The sequence below is a fragment of the Bilophila sp. genome, from assembly GCF_057864385.1.
On the sequence record NZ_DBMAFI010000001.1, the window covers coordinates 11657 to 27078 of the forward strand.

Below are 15422 nucleotides of genomic sequence, written 5' to 3' on the forward strand. Positions count from 1 at the left end.
ATAAAATCCCCCATCCATGGAGCCAAGCGGCGAAAAAACGGAGAAAAAGTATATATTTTTCAGCAGACTGCTGAGATAAAGCAACCATATGCCATGACAGGGCCTCCTCTTTTAGCATATTGAAAACTCTGAACAGAGATTCGATAAACACAAAAGTCTTTGAAGAGGAGAGGGTAGGGTTTGGGGAGGGGGAGGAGAAACGTGGGGGTGCTCCCCCCTTCTTCAGAAAGTTTCTCCTCCCCCTCCCCAATGCTTCTCTCCCCCTTTCCCTCTTAACGTGCCGTGCGGGTCGCGTTGAGGACGGCGAGGAGGGCGACGCCTACGTCGGCGAAAACGGCTTCCCAGAGGCCGGAGAGCCCGACGATGCCGAGGATCATGAACAGCCCCTTGATGCCGAGCGCCATGACGATGTTCTGCCAGACGACCACGCGGGTCTTGGCGGCGATGGAGAACATTTCCGGCAGGCGCGAGGGCGAGTCGTCCAGAATGACCGCGTCCGCCACTTCGATGGCCGCTTCCGAACCGAGGCCGCCCATCGCCACGCCGACGCCGGACAGGGCGAGTACGGGGGCGTCGTTGATGCCGTCGCCCACAAAAAGCACGGACTGCCGGGGGCCGAGCGATTCCAGCGCGGCGGCCTTGCCTTCGGGGAGCAGCCCGGCGCGGTATTCGTCGAGATGCAGTTCCTTGGCGACGATGGCGGCGCTTTCGGGGCGATCGCCCGTCAGCATGACCAGCCTTTCGATGCCCTGCCCGCGCAGGGACTTGATGGCCGGGGCGGATTCGGGCCGCAGCACGTCCGATACCTCAATGGCTCCGAGGTAGGCATTGTCCACGGCGACATAGACGATGCTGCCCTGACCGGCGGAAAGCGTGGGGACGCTGATGCCTGCATCCTGAAGCAGGAGCGCATTGCCGACGAGGAGCGTCCGCCCCTTGTGCCCGGCGGAGAGGCCCTTGCCGGGGATTTCCTTGGATTCCACCGCTTCCAGGGCAAAACCGTGCGAGCCGGGAGCCGTCTTCATGATGGCGCGGGCGATGGGGTGCGTCGAACGGCTTTCCACCAGCCGGGCGGCCTTGAGCACGTCTTCCTCGGAAACGCCTTCGGCGGGCAGGACGCGGGTCACTTCAAAGACGCCCTTGGTCAAGGTTCCGGTTTTGTCGAAAGCCACGGTCTTGATGTTGTGCAGGGCGTCGAGCACATGCCCGCCCTTGACGAGGATGCCCTTCTTGGACGCGGCGCCGATGCCGCCGAAGTAGCCGAGCGGAATGGAGATCACGAGCGCGCAGGGGCATGAGATGACCAGAAGGACAAGGGCGCGGTAGAGCCATTCGCTGAACGTCCCGTGCCCGGCGAGCGGCGGGATGACCGCCACCAGCGCCGCAATGAACACCACGGCGGGCGTGTAGTAGCGGGCGAAGCGGGTGATGAAGCGTTCGATGGGGGCCTTGTTCGCGGAGGCCCGTTCGACGAGTTCGAGGATGCGGGCCACGGACGAGTCGGCGAAGCGGGAGGTCACTTCCACGGTTATCGCGCCCTCAAGGTTGACCGTCCCGGCGTAGACCTGCTTGCCCGCGCCCACGGACACCGGCACGGATTCGCCGGTCAGGGGGGACGTGTCCACCTGCGAGGAGCCGGTCAGGACGGTTCCGTCCAGCGGGATTTTTTCGCCGGGCTTCACAAGGATGCGCATACCGGGCTTGATTTCCGCGGGATCGGCGTCGTTCACCATCTGCCCGCCGTCTTTTTCCTCAACCAGATGCGCCACTGTGGGCCGTGCCGCCAGCAGCGCCCGGATGGAACGCCGCGAGTTGCCCGCCGCGCGATCCTGCAAGGCTTCGCCGATGGAGTAGAACAGCATGACGCCCACGGCTTCGGGCAGTTGGCCGATGGCCGCCGCCGCGATGGTTGCGCCGCCCATCAAGGTGTATTCGTTGAAAAAGTCGAACTTGAGCAGGCTTTGCAGGCCCTTCTTGAGGACGGACAGGCCGCAGAGCAGGTAGGGGATGCCGAAGAATGCCGCCTTGGCGACGAACGGGGTCAGCAGGGCGTCGAGGCGTTCCTCGAAGATCATGCCCACGGCGAACAGGGCTGCGGCGATCCAGAGCTTGTATTCGGAAAGGAACAGGGACGGCAGCGGTTCGCCGCTTTCCGGGAGCGGTTCGCTTTCGTCTATCTCGGAGAAAAGGGTGCCCGGCTCGATGGAATCCGCAATGCGGATCATCGCCGCGAGTTCGGGTTGTTCGCCCTCAACGCGCAGCCGGGCGCTGTCGAGGTTGATGGCGGCGGATTTCACTCCGGGGAGGCCCGCAATGGCGTCTTCGATCCGGGCGGCGCACCCGGCGCAGTGGAGATTGTGTACGGCGTAGCGCTTAGTCATGGTTTTCCTCTTCTTGCGGCGCGTTTTCAAAGCGTTGGGCGAGCGAATGCACTTCAAGGGAGTGGAAGCAGTCGGATTCCCCGTGCCCAAAGCCGCAGGCTTCTTCGGCGCGCAGGATGTCCGCGATGCGGGTTTCATCCTCGATGATGGCCGGATCGTTGGCGAGGGAATCCTTCATCCATGCCAAGGCTTCCCTGATGTTGGGGCGCGGGGAGTCGTCCGCAAGCCGATAATAGACCCAGCGGCCCTGTTTGTTGCTTTCGATGAGGCGGGCCTGCCGCAGGATCGACAGGTGCTTCGAGGTTGTGGACGGGGCCAGATCCAGAAAGGCCGTGACTTGGCACACGCAGAGCTGGCGGCCTCTCAAGGCCATGAGGATGCGTATGCGGTTTTCGTCGGCAAGCGCGCGGCAGGTGGTCAGGAAGTCGAACATGGCGTTTTCCTTTTTTCGGGGAGGGATGGGAGTGGTGAGCCGGGGGAGGGGAGAAGGGCCCCTTTGAAAAGGGGCTCCTTCTCCCCTCCCCCGAACCCCCTCCCCTCATCCCCCTAAACTTTTTGGCTGGTGGGGAGGCGGCCCGGAAGGAGTTCCGTTGCACGTCACTCTTAATTCGTTGATTGACGAAATATGATGTATGATGAAGATTGTCAATAAAGGGAAAGCGCAAAGGGGCAGGGAAAATGGGGAGTTGAAAGGCATCTATATGAAAATACAAAGAAAAACGGGATGATCTTTTTTGAGGATCATCCCGTGATGCGTCTGGAAAAAGAAGGGGAGGCATTCGTGGATCGGAGAGGCCCTTCCCCATGAAGCACTTCCTCCGGGATGTGCTGGCCGGATTTCTGGCGAGCCTTCTCGCAGCGATAGCGGCCCATCGTATGGGCTTCTAACGCCGCGCCCCGGTAGGAGCTTCCTACCGGGGCGCAAAATCCGTTGATCCAAAGTCGCGGGGGACATGCCCCACGGGGCAGGGTGATTCAGGCCCTGCCCTTCTTTTTTGAGTTCTTTTCCTCATGGCGTCAAACGTACCAAAACCGCATGACGCCAGACCTTATCACCAAGGTATAGGTTATAGGCATTACAGTATCTTTTTCCCCGGCTTCAGGAACGTTCTCAAGAGGCATATTTCTGGCGGCATGCCTTCAATATCCTTTCAGATTCAGGAGCTGTTCTTTGCAAGTGCGTCAAATAATTTTCTCGTACCTTTTCAACAAATTCTTTTGGGGCATCGCGAGGGGAACCGGTATTAAAAGGAGGAGCTGGGTCATATTCCATCATCAGCTGTGCTATTTGCGCCGCAGTTTCATTTTTAAGCATTGAAAGAAGTGTAAGGCCAAAATCGATTCCTGATGTAACCCCTGCTCCCGTAACGCGATTGCGATCTATAACAACCCTCTCCTCTACAGGAATGGCCCCGAAGTTTTCAAGAGTATTCAGCAATGACCAATGCGTAGTAGCCTTATAGCCTTTTAATAATCCTGAAGCCCCAAGAATCATTGAACCTGTGCACACACTTGTTATCCATTTGGCTTTTTGTCCCACTCGTGAAAGAAATTCTTGCAAAGCAGCATTTTCCATAGATGGAAATGGGTTGCTTGTTCCGGGGACAAATAAGACTTCCGTATCCTTAATTTCTGAAAATGTTGAAGTCGGAAGTATTTTCAGTTTTATTTGTGCTGAAGACTCTGTTGTAATGGGTTCCAAATTTTCTGCTGCATAGGCAACATCAAATCCATCTTTTGCTAAAACACATGCAGGCCCAATTAAATCTAATGCAGTCATTCCATTAAAAAGAACAAATGTTATCTTAGGATTTGAACTGCTTAAAACAGTTGGCGCCGATTTGTTGGCAGCAAATGAAATTTTTGAAAAACAATTGTATAAAAATGGAAACGCCATTGAAGTCAAACCTGCTTTTTTTAAAAAACTACGACGCCCAAACATAATTACGCTTTTAACATCCTCTTATCTGAAAGGAGAGGTTTTACAGTAGAGAAAACACGTTTTCCGGGATACGCCGGCCGGATTTTCCGGCTGGTCTCCCTGCGGCATTGGACCGGTCTAAACGTCCCGGCGCTTCTGTTTGTAACACTTTTGGCTCTGTCATGGTACATGGTTGTTTTGTTTCAGCAATATCTGAAAATATATGCTCTTTCTCCAAGTTTTCCGCTGGCGGGCTCTGTGATTGGGGGATTTTATTGGTTATTTCTTTGGAATTTCAAGGAAATAAAGCATCAACCGTTTTCTATGGCACAGCCAAATTTTTGGGGGTGTGGCGCAAAAGCCCACATGAGGCTGGGGGCTGTGCCTCCAGTAATCTTGCTTGACGAGGCCGTGGCCTCTTGGCATCGGGGCAAGGCTTCCTTCATAGTTCGGAGCCTTTCAATATTTTTCCGCGTTTTTCCGTTCCAGAAAGCTCTATGGGCGGTGATTCGATATTTGGAAGGCTGTGTCCTAGAAAATGGTTGGTGCTTTTTTCTTTGAAATTCCAAAGAAATAACCAGAAAAACGCCTCAACTATGGATTCAGCCAAAGGGAAAACTGGAGAAAAAGGCTGTCTTTTCACCGTGCTGCGGAGATGAAACAACCACACACTATGACAGAGCCATTTGGAAAAGCCGTACTTGGAAAAGCCATTGGAAAGGGAGGGCTGGATTTTGGGGAAAAGAGGGGGAAAGTATGGGGCGCTGCTTCCCCTTTTCTTCAAAAACGTTCCCCCCAAGAGCGTCATGCGTTCAGTTTGTCCCGTCCCCTTCGCCCCAGAACAGGCGGATGACGTCGTCCGAGGCCGGGCGTCCGCATTTTGCGCCGATGACGAAGGCGGCGAAGGCGGCGATGGACGTGGGCACGATGGCGTGGATGCCGCCCATGCCGGGCTTGAGGATGCTGAGGGCGAAGAAGCAGGCGACGCCCGCCACGATGGAGGCGACCGCGCCGGAGGCGTTGGCTTCCTTCCAGTAGAGGCCGAGGATGATCGGCCAGAGGAAGACGGCTTCAAGCCCGCCGAACGCGAAGAGGTTGATCCAGACCAGCAGATCCGGCGGTTCGATGGCGGAGGCGAAAACGATGAGCCCGATGACGGCGGTGCAGGCGAGGCTTATGGTTTGCAGGCGTGCGGGCGTCATACGCGACGCGTCGCCTTTCAGCCCGTAATGGATGTACAGATCCTTGATGATCGCGGCGGAGGCGAGCAGGAGCATGGAATCCACCGTGGACATGATCGCCGCCAGCGGCCCGGCGATGAACACGCCCGCCCAGAAAGGCGAAAGCAGCTCCATGATCAGCGTGGGCATAGCCAGATCCCCGGCGGGCAGATCGGGGATGACGGCGCGGCCGAGCGTCCCGGCAAGGTGTACGCACAGGAGGAGGAACCCGATGATGAGCGTTCCCATGATCATGGCGTCGTGCATGGAGCGCGAATCTTTGTAGCCCATACATTTCTGCGAGGTCTGGGGCAGGCCGAGGATGCCGAGGCCCACGAGTACCCAAAAGGACAGGATCATGGGCTGGGGGACTGTTCCGCCGGGGCCGGTGGGCGTGATCAGGCCGGGATCGATGGCCTTGAGGGTGGCGACGCAGCGTTCCATGCCGCCGCCCGCGTTGACCACGGCGACGAGCACCACGACGGAGGCGAAAACCATGACCATGCCCTGGATGGCGTCGGTGAGCACCACGGCCCGGAAGCCGCCCACGGCGGTGTACAGGATGACCGTGAACCCGAAGAGCGCCAGCCCGACGATGTAGGGATAGCCTGTCACGGCCTGAAAGAGCCGCGCCCCTCCGATAAATTGGGCCAGCATGGCCGCCATGAAGAAGATCAGCAGGGCCAGCGAGCAGAGGATGACCACGGCGTCGCTGCGGTAGCGGGCGCGCAGGAAGTCGGTCAGGGTCACGGAGCGGGTTTTGCGGGCCATGATGGCGAAGCGCTTGCCGAGTACGCCGAGCGTGAGGAAGGTCGTGGGGACTTGGATCATGGCCAGCAGGACCCAGCTCAGGCCGAGCTTGTAGGCTACCCCCGGCCCGCCCACGAAGCTGCTCGCGCTGGTGTAGCTGGCGATGATGGACATGGCGAGCACGAAGCCGCCCATGGAGCGGCCTCCGATGAAATATTCCTCGATGAACCCGTGGGAGTCCGAGGTCTTTTGGGATTGTTTCCGGGCCCACAGCGCGGCGAGGAAGGACAGGGCCAGATAGATGACGACCGGGGCGATTGTGCTGAGCTGGGCCATCAGGATGCCTCCGGGCGGCGCTCGCCGGCGGCTTCAGGGCTTTCCCGCTTTTGGGGGCCGCTTTCCTCATCGAGAGGGATATCTTTAAAGAACCGGCGGACCATGAACCACAGGAGCGCCGACAGCAGCGGATACCCCGCGATGCAGCTCAGGAAAAACCATGCGGGCAGGCCGAAGATGTACGTGTACCCTTCCGGGTCGCCGCCGCCGAGCCCATAGGCGCACGCGTACCACCAGACGAAATACAGGCCATAGGCCCCCAGCGTCAGCAGGGCTTCGCGGTTGGCCTGCGCGTAGCGCCAATCCTGCTTGAAAGGTTTGTTCATGGCGTTTCATGGGGTTAGAGTAACGATGAGGCTGGAAGCAGGCCGCACGGCGAAATCGGCCCGCGCTTGCGGACGCGCCCGCCGCCCCGTGTGGGGCACGGGGACAGTGAGCGGGTGGCCCGCCGGAAAGACTGTAGCTTTTGAGGGGCGGCGGCGCAACCGCCTTTCGGGGGGCGGGGACGCTAGGGCAGGATGTTGAGCCGCCTGAGCGCCGCTTCCGCTATGCCTCTGGCCCGTATGCCGGAGGCGTCCGGCCCTTGGATGTTCACGGCGAATGACCAGCGGTTATGTTGGGTTTCCACGCCGCCGACGAACCAGCCGATGGCGCTCCTGCCGGTGCCGTCCGAGCCCGATCCTGTCTTGCCCATGAAGCGCACGCCGTCCTTGGAGGACAGCGTGATGTCCCGCTTGACGACGGCGATGTCCTCGGCGGCGAAGGGCAGGGAACCGTTGAAGAGGGCGCGCAGGAGGCCGACTTGTTCGCGCGGGGAAATCTTGAGCGAGGACTGGAGCCAGAACCGGGTCAGCCCCCCGGAAATGTCGCGGTTGCCGTAGCCGATGCGATCCAGCCCCCGCCGCATCCGTTCCTCTCCGATGCCCGCTGCGACGCGCTGGAAATACCAGACCACCGAATGGCGCATGGCGGAAGCCAGCGTCTGGTCATGGTTCCATGCGGCGATGGAGGAGGGCTTGCCGTTCCATTTCATGAGGGTGCGGGCGTCGTCGCGATCCAGGACGCCGCTGTCCAGCCCGATGAGCGCATGGAAAACCTTGAAGGTGGAGCAGGGGGAAAAGCGGGTTTCGCTCCGGGCTTTGTTGAAGACCGTATAGCGGCCTGCCCCTTCGTCGTACATGACGAACGTGCCGTCAAAGCCTTGGAACATATCCGCCAGATCGGTTTGTTCGACGGTTTCCGAAGCCCGCACCACGGAGGCGAGCAGCACGAGCGCGAAGAGGGTGCCTATGAGGATATGCTTTTTCATGTTGCCTTCATAAAAAGGAAGCCCTCCGCCGAAGGCTTCGGTGGAGGGGAAAGGGCCTTGAGGACAACGGGGCCCCGGCTGTTTTGGGGATCACGGCTTGATGTAGGCGAAGTTTTCGCGCTGGAGGCGGACGAGCTCCACAACGCCGGCGGGTACGACTTCAACGCAGGGGAGCAGGTCTTCCTTGGTGATGGGGACCTTCTTCATGGCGTTGGCGCACACGCGGAAGGAAACCCCGGCTTGGGCCAGCTTTTCGATGGTTTCGGTTTGCGCGTTGTCTTTCCGGGCGAGGAAGCGGGCCGCCCCGCCGTTGGCGAGCAGGACGACGGTGCAGGGTTCGCCGTTCAGCGCGGCGAGATAGTTGCTGATATTGCCGAGGGCCATGACGAAGCGGGATTCATCAGGCAGATCCACATGCACGAGCAGGTCGTAAAACATGATAGTCTCCTTTGACAGGGTGGCCTGTGCTGTTTTCGATGACACTTTCAGGCAGAAGTACGGAATATTCACCCATAAGGCAATATGGAATAAATAGTATCAAACAAAAGCGGGTTGTCTCATCATGGAGGTTCGTTCCTCCGGCGTGCGGGGGGCGTGATGGCGCGGAAAGAGGCGTTGGGGCGATGCAAGGTTGCTCCTCCCGTGTGCGGGGGGACGTGGATCTGCATGCGCGGCGTCGATGTCATGCTTTGCCGTTCCTCCTGTGTGTGGGGGGCGTGAACAAGGAGCAGGTTCCATGTCCAATCCGATTTATTCCGCATCCGCAAAGTCCGTCCTGCCCATGCTGGCCATGCGCGGGTTGGCGGTTGGGCTTTGCGCCGGGTGCGTGGTCGGCCTTCTCCGTTTGTCCCACGATCGGGCCGCGGCGCGTGTGGCGCTTTGGCTGGAAGGTTGGCGTGAGGTGTGGTGGACAATACCGATCTGGTTCGGCGTGCTGGCTGCGCTGGCCGTGATCCTCCGGCGTATCGTCAGGGAGGAGCCGCTCATCAGCGGTTCGGGCATTCCGCAGACGGAGCTGGCTTTGGCCGGGCGTCTTTCCTTCACATGGTGGCGCGTGCTGTCTGCAAAATTTTTGGGGAGCTGGCTGGCGTTGTTCGGCGGGCTTGCCCTTGGCCGGGAAGGGCCGAGCATTCAGATGGGCGGGGCCGTGGGCGCGGGGTTCCATGCGCTTTGGAGGCCCTCGGCCCCGCACGCCCTGACCGGGAGCCCTTATGTCGTGGCCGGGGCCGTGGCGGGCCTTGCCGCCGCCTTCGGCGCGCCCGCCGCTGGGGTGCTGTTCGCCTTTGAGGAAATGAAGTCCCGGCGGGATGCTTCGCTGCTGGTGGCGGCGTGCGCGGCGGCCCTTGGCGCGCACCTCATGATCCGCATCGTGTTCGGCATGGGGCGCATCCTTCCTTTTGCCGGGTTCGAGGCCCCTCCGCTGTCCTCCTTCTGGATCGTGGCGCTGGAGGGCGCGGTATTCGGGGTGCTTGGGGTAGGGTACAACAAGACCCTCCTGTGGCTCCACGACAGGGAGGCCGGGCAGACGTTGATCCCGGATCGCTGGAGGGCCTTGCCGCCGCTGCTGCTTGCCGGATGCCTCGCGCTGTTCGCGCCCCTGCTGATCGGCGGGGGGGAGGGCCTGATCATCTTCGTGGGCGAGCACGATGTGGCCCTGAAGACGCTTCTCCTTTTGCTGGCGTTCAAGTACCTGTTCGCCCAATACAGCACCGTCGCGGCCATTCCGGGCGGCCTCCTTATGCCTATCCTGTGCCTCGGCGCGCTGTGGGGGAGGCTCTGGGCGGATCTGCCCGTCTCGGCATTGGCGGCGCATGGGCTGGCGTCCGGTTCGGCGCAGCCGTATGTGCTGTTCGGCATGGTGAGCTATTTCGCGGCAACGGTACGCGCGCCGCTGACGGGCGTTGTCCTCGTCACGGAGATGTCGGGTACGTACACCTGCCTTCCGGGCAGCCTGCTCGCGGGGCTGATCGCCTGTAAGGTCGCCAGCCTCCTGCGCTGCCCCCCTGTTTATGATTCCCTCAAGGAACGTATCCGGCTATAAGGGGCCTGCTCCGTTCTTTGCGTTACGGCTGCGCCATAGAAAATGGTTGATGCTTTTTTCCTTGAAGTTCCAAAGGAATAACCGGCAAAATGCCTTGCCGTGGATCCCGCCAAGGGGAAAACTGGAGAAAAAGGCCGTATTTTCACCGTCCTGTGGAGATGAAACAACCATATAACTATGACAGGGCCCCGTTATTCCGCTTATGGCGCCCTTTCCCTGCTTTCAAGGAGTGTTCCGTGCGGTTCTCTTGCTTTGCCCATAAACCAGCCGAAGGCCCTGAGGAGGGTATCGAACACCTTTCCTGGAACGGGCAGTCCATCGCTTTCACCATCCGCCGGGGATCGGCCCGTCGCAAGCGTACGCTCATCCGTGTGACCCGCGCGGGGAAGGTGGAAGTCGTCCTTCCCCCACGCCTGCCCCGGAGGGCGGCTTTCTCCGCGAACGTATCCGGCTATAAGGGGCCTGCTCCGTTCTTTGCGTTATGGCTGCGCCATAGAAAATGGTTGATGCTTTTTTCCTTGAAGTTCCAAAGGAATAACCGGCAAAATGCCTTGCCGTAGATCCCGCCAGGGGGAAAACAGGAGAAAAAGGCCGTATTTTCACCGTCCTGTGGAGATGAAACAACCATATAACTATGACAGGGCCCCGTTATTCCGCTTATGGCGCCCTTTCCCTGCTTTCAAGGAGTGTTCCGTGCGGTTCTCTTGCTTTGCCCATAAACCAGCCGAAGGCCGTGAGGAAGGTATCGAACACCTTTCCTGGAACGGGCAATCCATCGCTTTTACCATCCGCCGGGGATCGGCCCGTCGCAAGCGCACGCTTATCCGGGTAACCCGCGCGGGGAAGGTGGAAGTCGTCCTTCCCCCACGCTTGCCCCGGAGGGCGGCTTTCACCGCCATTCAGTCACGAGGGGGGTGGATTTTAGATCGTTTACGTGAAATACAGAGTTATCCGCAGCCGGTTCCGTTACATTACACAGACGGCGAGGAGCATCTTTTTTTAGGGGCCTACTGTCGGCTTCAGCTCGTTATATGCGGCGCAGGAAAAAAATTTTTGCCCTCCGATGAAAAAGTTGGGGAGTCCGTTGTTACTGGAAGATCACAACTTATTCACCTAAGAGTGGATTCGGACGATCCCGAGACGGTACACAAACAGCTTCTCTTGTGGTATAAGGCTCAAATACAAAAGCATATAGCGTATAGGTTAGCAGAGTTATGTCCCCGTATCCCTTGGCTCGCGACGGTTCCCACATGGCGCGTGCGCACGATGCGGCGTCGTTGGGGAAGCTGCACGGGAAGCGGGGTGATTACGCTCAATACGCATCTCATCAAAGCGCCCCCGCAGTGCTTCGATTACGTTTTACTCCATGAAATAGCGCACTTGCAGGAACATAATCACAGTCAGCGGTATTACGCCGTCCTTGAGCGGCTGCTGCCCAACTGGAAGGCTGTCCAGAGGGAGCTTGAAGCTTGGTCGCCGCTCGTGCTCAACTGATGCCGCCGCATCCCCGGAAAGCCGCCTTGGGCGGCTACATCTGGGAAAGAAGCTCAGGGTGATCGAGGACGACCTTTTCCGGGACAAGGCCATATTGCTGGACGGGGATGAAACGGACACGTTCTTCCACCGTACAGGCTTTTCCGGTCTGGAAAAGCAGCTCGCCGCACTCGGGGAAACGCCGCTTGAGGCGGGCCCTGATGACGGGAGAGGCCTCTGAGCCTTGTGTGGCGTAGACCACGAAGCGATAGGTCGCAAGCCATTCCTTCCCCTGTTTGCGCAGCCCGGAAAGGTGCATGTCGTCGCAATGGATTTCGGGAAGCGTCCATGTCATGAGCAGTTCAAAGCGCTTCTGGAGCAAAGGAAGATCGGGCCTCCGATCCGGCTTGAAAGAAAGCCCGGCAAGCCCGGCGAACAGGAAACACACAGAGAGCGGGAGCAGGATTTTCCAGCGTGTGCGGACGTTTCTGGCACAGCGCCGGAGCCCTTCAGGCCCGGAAGGGCCAAGCTGCGGCAGAAGGGAATTGGGTTCGGCGGGCATGTTGGAAGGCACGGTTTTCCTCGGCGGCTATTAGGATCGATCGGCTCTTTGTTGCAGAATCCCCGGCAGGCGTCCATTACTTGAAGAGGGGAAAATTGTGAAATAGTATATTAGATATAGTTTTACTGTTGATCTTTATCAGCGCATGTGCTTTTCTGGGCACATTCGCATAGGGACACAATTCGGGAACACCTTCCGGGACATACGGAATGGGTGCTGTTTCCGTAATCGGCTGGATGCCGGAGGGGCAACACGCTGGATGGGCTTTGGCGTAGGACAGCGCCGGGCCATGAGGGGAGTGTGGGAAGACCACGCTCGGGGGACCCTCTACACCAAAGATGGATATTGACATGAGACATCAGGAACGCAATGTTTCCGAGTTTGATGAAATCATAACCTATCCGCCGTCTGCCGCTCCTTCCGGGGAGAAACAGGTCATGAGCTGCGTTCAAGCTTTTACGGCGGCGCTTGGTTTCGCTATGTCCGCAGGGTGGGACTGGCTTCCATCAATGCACAGGTTGTGGCTCCGGGATTACTTCGAGGCGGTGAGCATGCCGACGCCGTTCGGCTTTTTCGGCACGCTGTCGGGAAGCATTTTCTTTAAGATGATTATGCTGCTTGCGCTTTGCCCCGTCATGGAGCGCCTCTTTCTTGCATTCCCGCTGGATCGCGTGGCCTTCCGCCGGAAACCTCTTCCGAACGCCGACAGCGCACTGTTCCCTTCGGCCATAAGGGAACGCATCTATTTAAGCACACCCCTCATCCTCGCCCAAATCTCCGCCATCCTGCTCCTGCTTCTCTTGACGTTTTTCCTGCCGCCTTGCCTGAAAGGGCTCATGCCGTGGCTGCTTGGGACTGTTTCGGCTTTGTTCGGCCTGCTTTGGTTTGTGCTCCTGACCCTGCTGCCCGGCGTCTGGAGCTGCATCTCCTACGGCTTGGCAATCACGTTCAGCATCGCTATTTCCCTGCTTTTGGATGCGGCTCCGACGGAGTCGCTGGCCCGTTTCAGGATGCTGTTTCCCCTTCTTTCGATCCCGTTGATATTCTTTGCTATGCCGCCTTCGGACGACATTAGGAGGCGTGTCCGGCGTCACCACCGCCAACATCTGTTCAGCCCTCGGGTAAAGGGCGTCTTGCTGCGCGGGCTGCTGCTGCGCCGTTTTTCGTATCTGGACATCCTCTCCAAGCAGGGAAGCGTCTATTTGGTTTTGTGCGTATTCCCCATTATGTATGGCGTTCAGATACTGCTTGATTTTTCAATCGGCTGCCCGATGGTGTCTTTCAACCTGATGCCCGATCCCCCGTTGGAGCGGCATGCCTTTCTCATCATGTCGGGGGAAATTTCCGGGGCCTTTCTCGCGTCGTCGCTGATCGCCTTCTTCCCAAGCCACTCGCTGCTGGTTCCCATGCTTGGCCTGTCGCTGTTCGGGTGCGGCTCACTGCTGACAGCGGTTTTCCCTTCCCCGCCGTTGAATTCCGTAGCCTTTTATATCATGCAGCTCTCTTCCGGCTGCTGCGCCGCGTTCGGCTTGTTTGTCCTGCACCAGTTTTTCCAGCGGAGCGGTTTCCTGTTCCGCACGTTGTCCAAGGCGCTTTTCCTGCTGACGCTGTTTGGTTCCATGGGCGGGTATCTGCTGTGGAAATTTGTGGACAATATCCACAACAGCTCCCTCAGTTCGCATGTGCTGTTCATGCATTTGCTGACCATTGGGGCCATTCTCGGCCTGTTCTTCGTGTATCTGATCCGGCGCCCGTTGCAGCACCTGATGGTCACGGCGCCGAGGCGGTCGCTGGAAGAGGCGTTTGTACCGGCCATTCAGGAAGATCCGTTTGAGCAACTGACGCCCCGCGAACGCGAAGTCGCCGAACTGGTGCAGACCGGCATGAAAAACCTGGAAATCAGCGCAAAGCTCAACATCACCGAGACGACGCTGCGTGTCCACCTGCGCCGCATTTACCGGAAGCTCGGCATTCAGGGGCGCTCGAACCTGCGGGACTTCAACGCGCTGTAGGCGCTCCGCCCGCCGAAGGCGTGCCTTTGGCTCCCACGGAAGCCCTTTTCCGTCATTAATGCCGGAACTGGAAACGGCCCCGTGGCTGCCGGCCTGCGGGACGCCTTCCGTTTCCGCCCTTTCTCAGCACCATCACAGAAAAGACGAAAACGGTTCCGCAATCGGGATTGCCCGGTTGCGGAACCGTTCTTGTCGGCAAGAATCCTTTCTCCATACCGAGAGCGGCAGGCTAACTCATGCCAGCCAATGACCTGCCGGATTACCAAAGCCCTGCCGTATTAGGCTGTGTCGTCGTTTGAGATTTAACCATTTGAAATTGTTAAAATATTTTTATATATAAATGTATAATAATTTCAACATATTATATATAACTAACAATACAACCTAGGCCCCTCCTTATAGGGGAAATAAACCGGGCATGAAGAAGATGGCCTATGCCCACAGCAACCCTTTCTCCATACGGGAAAGGCTAGGCTCCCCATTCGCTATGGCAGCGAGGCTGACTTGGCCTCTTCCCATGCGAAGGCTAGGTCATGTTGTTAATTATATAATCTATTGAAATTATCAAACTATTTTTCAGGCTATAAAAATAATTGGCTGTGTCATAGAAAACGGTTGATGCTTTATTTCCTTGAAATTTCAAAGAAATAACCAATAAAATCCCCCAATCACAGAGCCCGCCAGCGGAGAATTTGGAGAAAAAGCATATATTTTCAGTATATTGCTAAAACAAAACAACCATGTACTATGACAGAGCCAAATAATTAAGGCTCTGTTATAGTTTGTGGTTGTTTCATTTCCACAGTGCTGTGAAAATACAGCCTTTTTTTCCGGTTTTCCTCTTGGCGGAATACAGGGCTAAGGCATTTTGTCGGTTATCCCTGTGGAACTTCAAGGAAAAAAGTATCAACCATTTTCTATAACACAGCCATAATTAAATAGTTATATGCAAAATAACAACGTAATCTAGGCGGTGAATTTTTTCAGGCAGGGAGTCGAGTCAGGCCGTCCCCCATACCGGGAAGGCAGACGCAAGGCATGGAACAGCGTGGCCAGCCCAGATGGGGCTGGCGCTTACTTTTGCGCAACACCTGAAAGGTGATGGAATAGAAACCCATCTCCCATGTTGGAAAGGCTTGAGCTTCTTTCCCACTCCGGCAGGCGTAATGCGATCCCCATATGGAAAGGGGCTTCAACACGGCAAGGACATCCCCAACCTCACCCACCACCCTCTTCCATACGGGAAGAAGGGCTCCAACCCCGTTTAAGGGCATGGATGCGGCCACGACAAACCATCCCCCATACAGGAGAAGGGGCTTCAGCGACGGCTTCCGCCGGGACGGACTCCTTCCGCGCGGCCTCCCCACCGGCCGAAAGTCTTGGGAGGGGAGAGGGTGGGGTTTGGGGAGGGGGAGGG

At 58.0% G+C, this 15422-nt stretch carries 14 protein-coding genes; 4 read left to right on the plus strand and 10 right to left on the minus strand.

From position 1 onward, the window contains the following. Positions 1 to 272: 272 nt before the first annotated feature. From ACZM8Y_RS00030 to ACZM8Y_RS00040, 3 genes are all read right to left on the minus strand, one after another. Complete coding sequence (locus tag ACZM8Y_RS00030; RefSeq protein ID WP_302553723.1) at positions 273 to 2381, minus strand: heavy metal translocating P-type ATPase; 2109 nt, start codon at positions 2379 to 2381, stop codon at positions 273 to 275. Next, positions 2374 to 2814 (minus strand): ArsR/SmtB family transcription factor, encoded by a 441-nt coding sequence (locus ACZM8Y_RS00035; RefSeq protein WP_482332847.1) that lies wholly within the window; start codon positions 2812 to 2814, stop codon positions 2374 to 2376. Before ACZM8Y_RS00035 ends, ACZM8Y_RS00030 begins: the two co-directional genes overlap by 8 nt. 678 nt (positions 2815 to 3492) lie before the next feature. Beyond that, on the minus strand, positions 3493 to 4323 hold the full coding sequence (locus ACZM8Y_RS00040) for a DJ-1/PfpI family protein (RefSeq protein WP_482332849.1): 831 nt from the start codon (positions 4321 to 4323) through the stop codon (positions 3493 to 3495). A 168-nt stretch (positions 4324 to 4491) separates the two neighbouring features. Here ACZM8Y_RS00040 and ACZM8Y_RS00045 point away from each other — a divergent pair, with 168 nt between their 5' ends. Next, complete coding sequence (locus tag ACZM8Y_RS00045; RefSeq protein ID WP_489501471.1) at positions 4492 to 4863, plus strand: hypothetical protein; 372 nt, start codon at positions 4492 to 4494, stop codon at positions 4861 to 4863. 251 nt (positions 4864 to 5114) lie between these two features. Here the strand turns inward: ACZM8Y_RS00045 and panF are convergent, their stop codons facing one another. The 4 genes from panF to ACZM8Y_RS00065 all read right to left on the minus strand — a co-directional run bounded on the left by panF (position 5115) and on the right by ACZM8Y_RS00065 (position 8355). Continuing rightward, positions 5115 to 6608, minus strand: a complete 1494-nt coding sequence (gene panF, locus ACZM8Y_RS00050) for a sodium/pantothenate symporter (RefSeq protein ID WP_479858956.1) — start codon at positions 6606 to 6608, stop codon at positions 5115 to 5117. Continuing rightward, complete coding sequence (locus ACZM8Y_RS00055) at positions 6608 to 6934, minus strand: YhdT family protein (protein WP_302552464.1); 327 nt, start codon at positions 6932 to 6934, stop codon at positions 6608 to 6610. The genes panF and ACZM8Y_RS00055 overlap by 1 nt, the downstream gene beginning before the upstream one ends. 182 nt (positions 6935 to 7116) lie before the next feature. Continuing rightward, complete coding sequence (locus tag ACZM8Y_RS00060; RefSeq protein ID WP_479858957.1) at positions 7117 to 7917, minus strand: penicillin-binding transpeptidase domain-containing protein; 801 nt, start codon at positions 7915 to 7917, stop codon at positions 7117 to 7119. Positions 7918 to 8007: 90 nt separating this feature from the next. Next, positions 8008 to 8355 carry a DsrE family protein gene (locus ACZM8Y_RS00065; RefSeq protein WP_302552462.1) on the minus strand — a complete coding sequence of 116 codons (348 nt, stop codon included), beginning with the start codon at positions 8353 to 8355 and terminating at the stop codon, positions 8008 to 8010. A gap of 298 nt (positions 8356 to 8653) precedes the next feature. Here ACZM8Y_RS00065 and ACZM8Y_RS00070 point away from each other — a divergent pair, with 298 nt between their 5' ends. Next, positions 8654 to 9958, plus strand: coding sequence for a chloride channel protein (locus ACZM8Y_RS00070; RefSeq protein ID WP_308771519.1), 1305 nt, complete (start codon positions 8654 to 8656; stop codon positions 9956 to 9958). Here ACZM8Y_RS00070 and ACZM8Y_RS00075 read toward each other — a convergent pair. Together ACZM8Y_RS00075 and ACZM8Y_RS00080 are read right to left on the minus strand one after the other, a co-directional pair. Further along, positions 9953 to 10129: a hypothetical protein gene (locus ACZM8Y_RS00075; protein WP_489501474.1), complete on the minus strand. Its 177-nt coding sequence runs from the start codon at positions 10127 to 10129 to the stop codon at positions 9953 to 9955. The two genes, ACZM8Y_RS00070 and ACZM8Y_RS00075, sit on opposite strands and share 6 nt — an antisense overlap. 280 nt (positions 10130 to 10409) lie before the next feature. Continuing rightward, positions 10410 to 10586: a hypothetical protein gene (locus ACZM8Y_RS00080; RefSeq protein WP_487480114.1), complete on the minus strand. Its 177-nt coding sequence runs from the start codon at positions 10584 to 10586 to the stop codon at positions 10410 to 10412. On the opposite strand from ACZM8Y_RS00080, the gene ACZM8Y_RS00085 reads away from it, so the two are divergent. Then, positions 10574 to 11452 carry a M48 family metallopeptidase gene (locus tag ACZM8Y_RS00085; protein WP_487480112.1) on the plus strand — a complete coding sequence of 293 codons (879 nt, stop codon included), beginning with the start codon at positions 10574 to 10576 and terminating at the stop codon, positions 11450 to 11452. The genes ACZM8Y_RS00080 and ACZM8Y_RS00085 overlap by 13 nt on opposite strands. A 34-nt stretch (positions 11453 to 11486) precedes the next feature. Here the strand turns inward: ACZM8Y_RS00085 and ACZM8Y_RS00090 are convergent, their stop codons facing one another. Beyond that, complete coding sequence (locus tag ACZM8Y_RS00090; protein WP_482333128.1) at positions 11487 to 12005, minus strand: hypothetical protein; 519 nt, start codon at positions 12003 to 12005, stop codon at positions 11487 to 11489. A 338-nt stretch (positions 12006 to 12343) separates the two neighbouring features. On the opposite strand from ACZM8Y_RS00090, the gene ACZM8Y_RS00095 reads away from it, so the two are divergent. Continuing rightward, a complete protein-coding gene (locus ACZM8Y_RS00095) occupies positions 12344 to 14005 on the plus strand; it encodes a helix-turn-helix domain-containing protein (RefSeq protein ID WP_482333124.1) in 1662 nt (553 codons plus the stop codon). The last annotated feature ends 1417 nt before the right edge of the window (positions 14006 to 15422 follow it).

Coding starts and splice junctions, on each gene's coding strand:
- ACZM8Y_RS00030 (WP_302553723.1), bottom strand. CDS start 2,381: ATGACTAAGCGCTACGCCGTACACAATCTCCACTGCGCCGGGTGCGCC.
- ACZM8Y_RS00035 (WP_482332847.1), bottom strand. CDS start 2,814: ATGTTCGACTTCCTGACCACCTGCCGCGCGCTTGCCGACGAAAACCGC.
- ACZM8Y_RS00040 (WP_482332849.1), bottom strand. CDS start 4,323: ATGTTTGGGCGTCGTAGTTTTTTAAAAAAAGCAGGTTTGACTTCAATG.
- ACZM8Y_RS00045 (WP_489501471.1), top strand. CDS start 4,492: ATGGTTGTTTTGTTTCAGCAATATCTGAAAATATATGCTCTTTCTCCA.
- panF (WP_479858956.1), bottom strand. CDS start 6,608: ATGGCCCAGCTCAGCACAATCGCCCCGGTCGTCATCTATCTGGCCCTG.
- ACZM8Y_RS00055 (WP_302552464.1), bottom strand. CDS start 6,934: ATGAACAAACCTTTCAAGCAGGATTGGCGCTACGCGCAGGCCAACCGC.
- ACZM8Y_RS00060 (WP_479858957.1), bottom strand. CDS start 7,917: ATGAAAAAGCATATCCTCATAGGCACCCTCTTCGCGCTCGTGCTGCTC.
- ACZM8Y_RS00065 (WP_302552462.1), bottom strand. CDS start 8,355: ATGTTTTACGACCTGCTCGTGCATGTGGATCTGCCTGATGAATCCCGC.
- ACZM8Y_RS00070 (WP_308771519.1), top strand. CDS start 8,654: ATGTCCAATCCGATTTATTCCGCATCCGCAAAGTCCGTCCTGCCCATG.
- ACZM8Y_RS00075 (WP_489501474.1), bottom strand. CDS start 10,129: ATGGTTGTTTCATCTCCACAGGACGGTGAAAATACGGCCTTTTTCTCC.
- ACZM8Y_RS00085 (WP_487480112.1), top strand. CDS start 10,574: ATGAAACAACCATATAACTATGACAGGGCCCCGTTATTCCGCTTATGG.
- ACZM8Y_RS00080 (WP_487480114.1), bottom strand. CDS start 10,586: ATGGTTGTTTCATCTCCACAGGACGGTGAAAATACGGCCTTTTTCTCC.
- ACZM8Y_RS00095 (WP_482333124.1), top strand. CDS start 12,344: ATGAGACATCAGGAACGCAATGTTTCCGAGTTTGATGAAATCATAACC.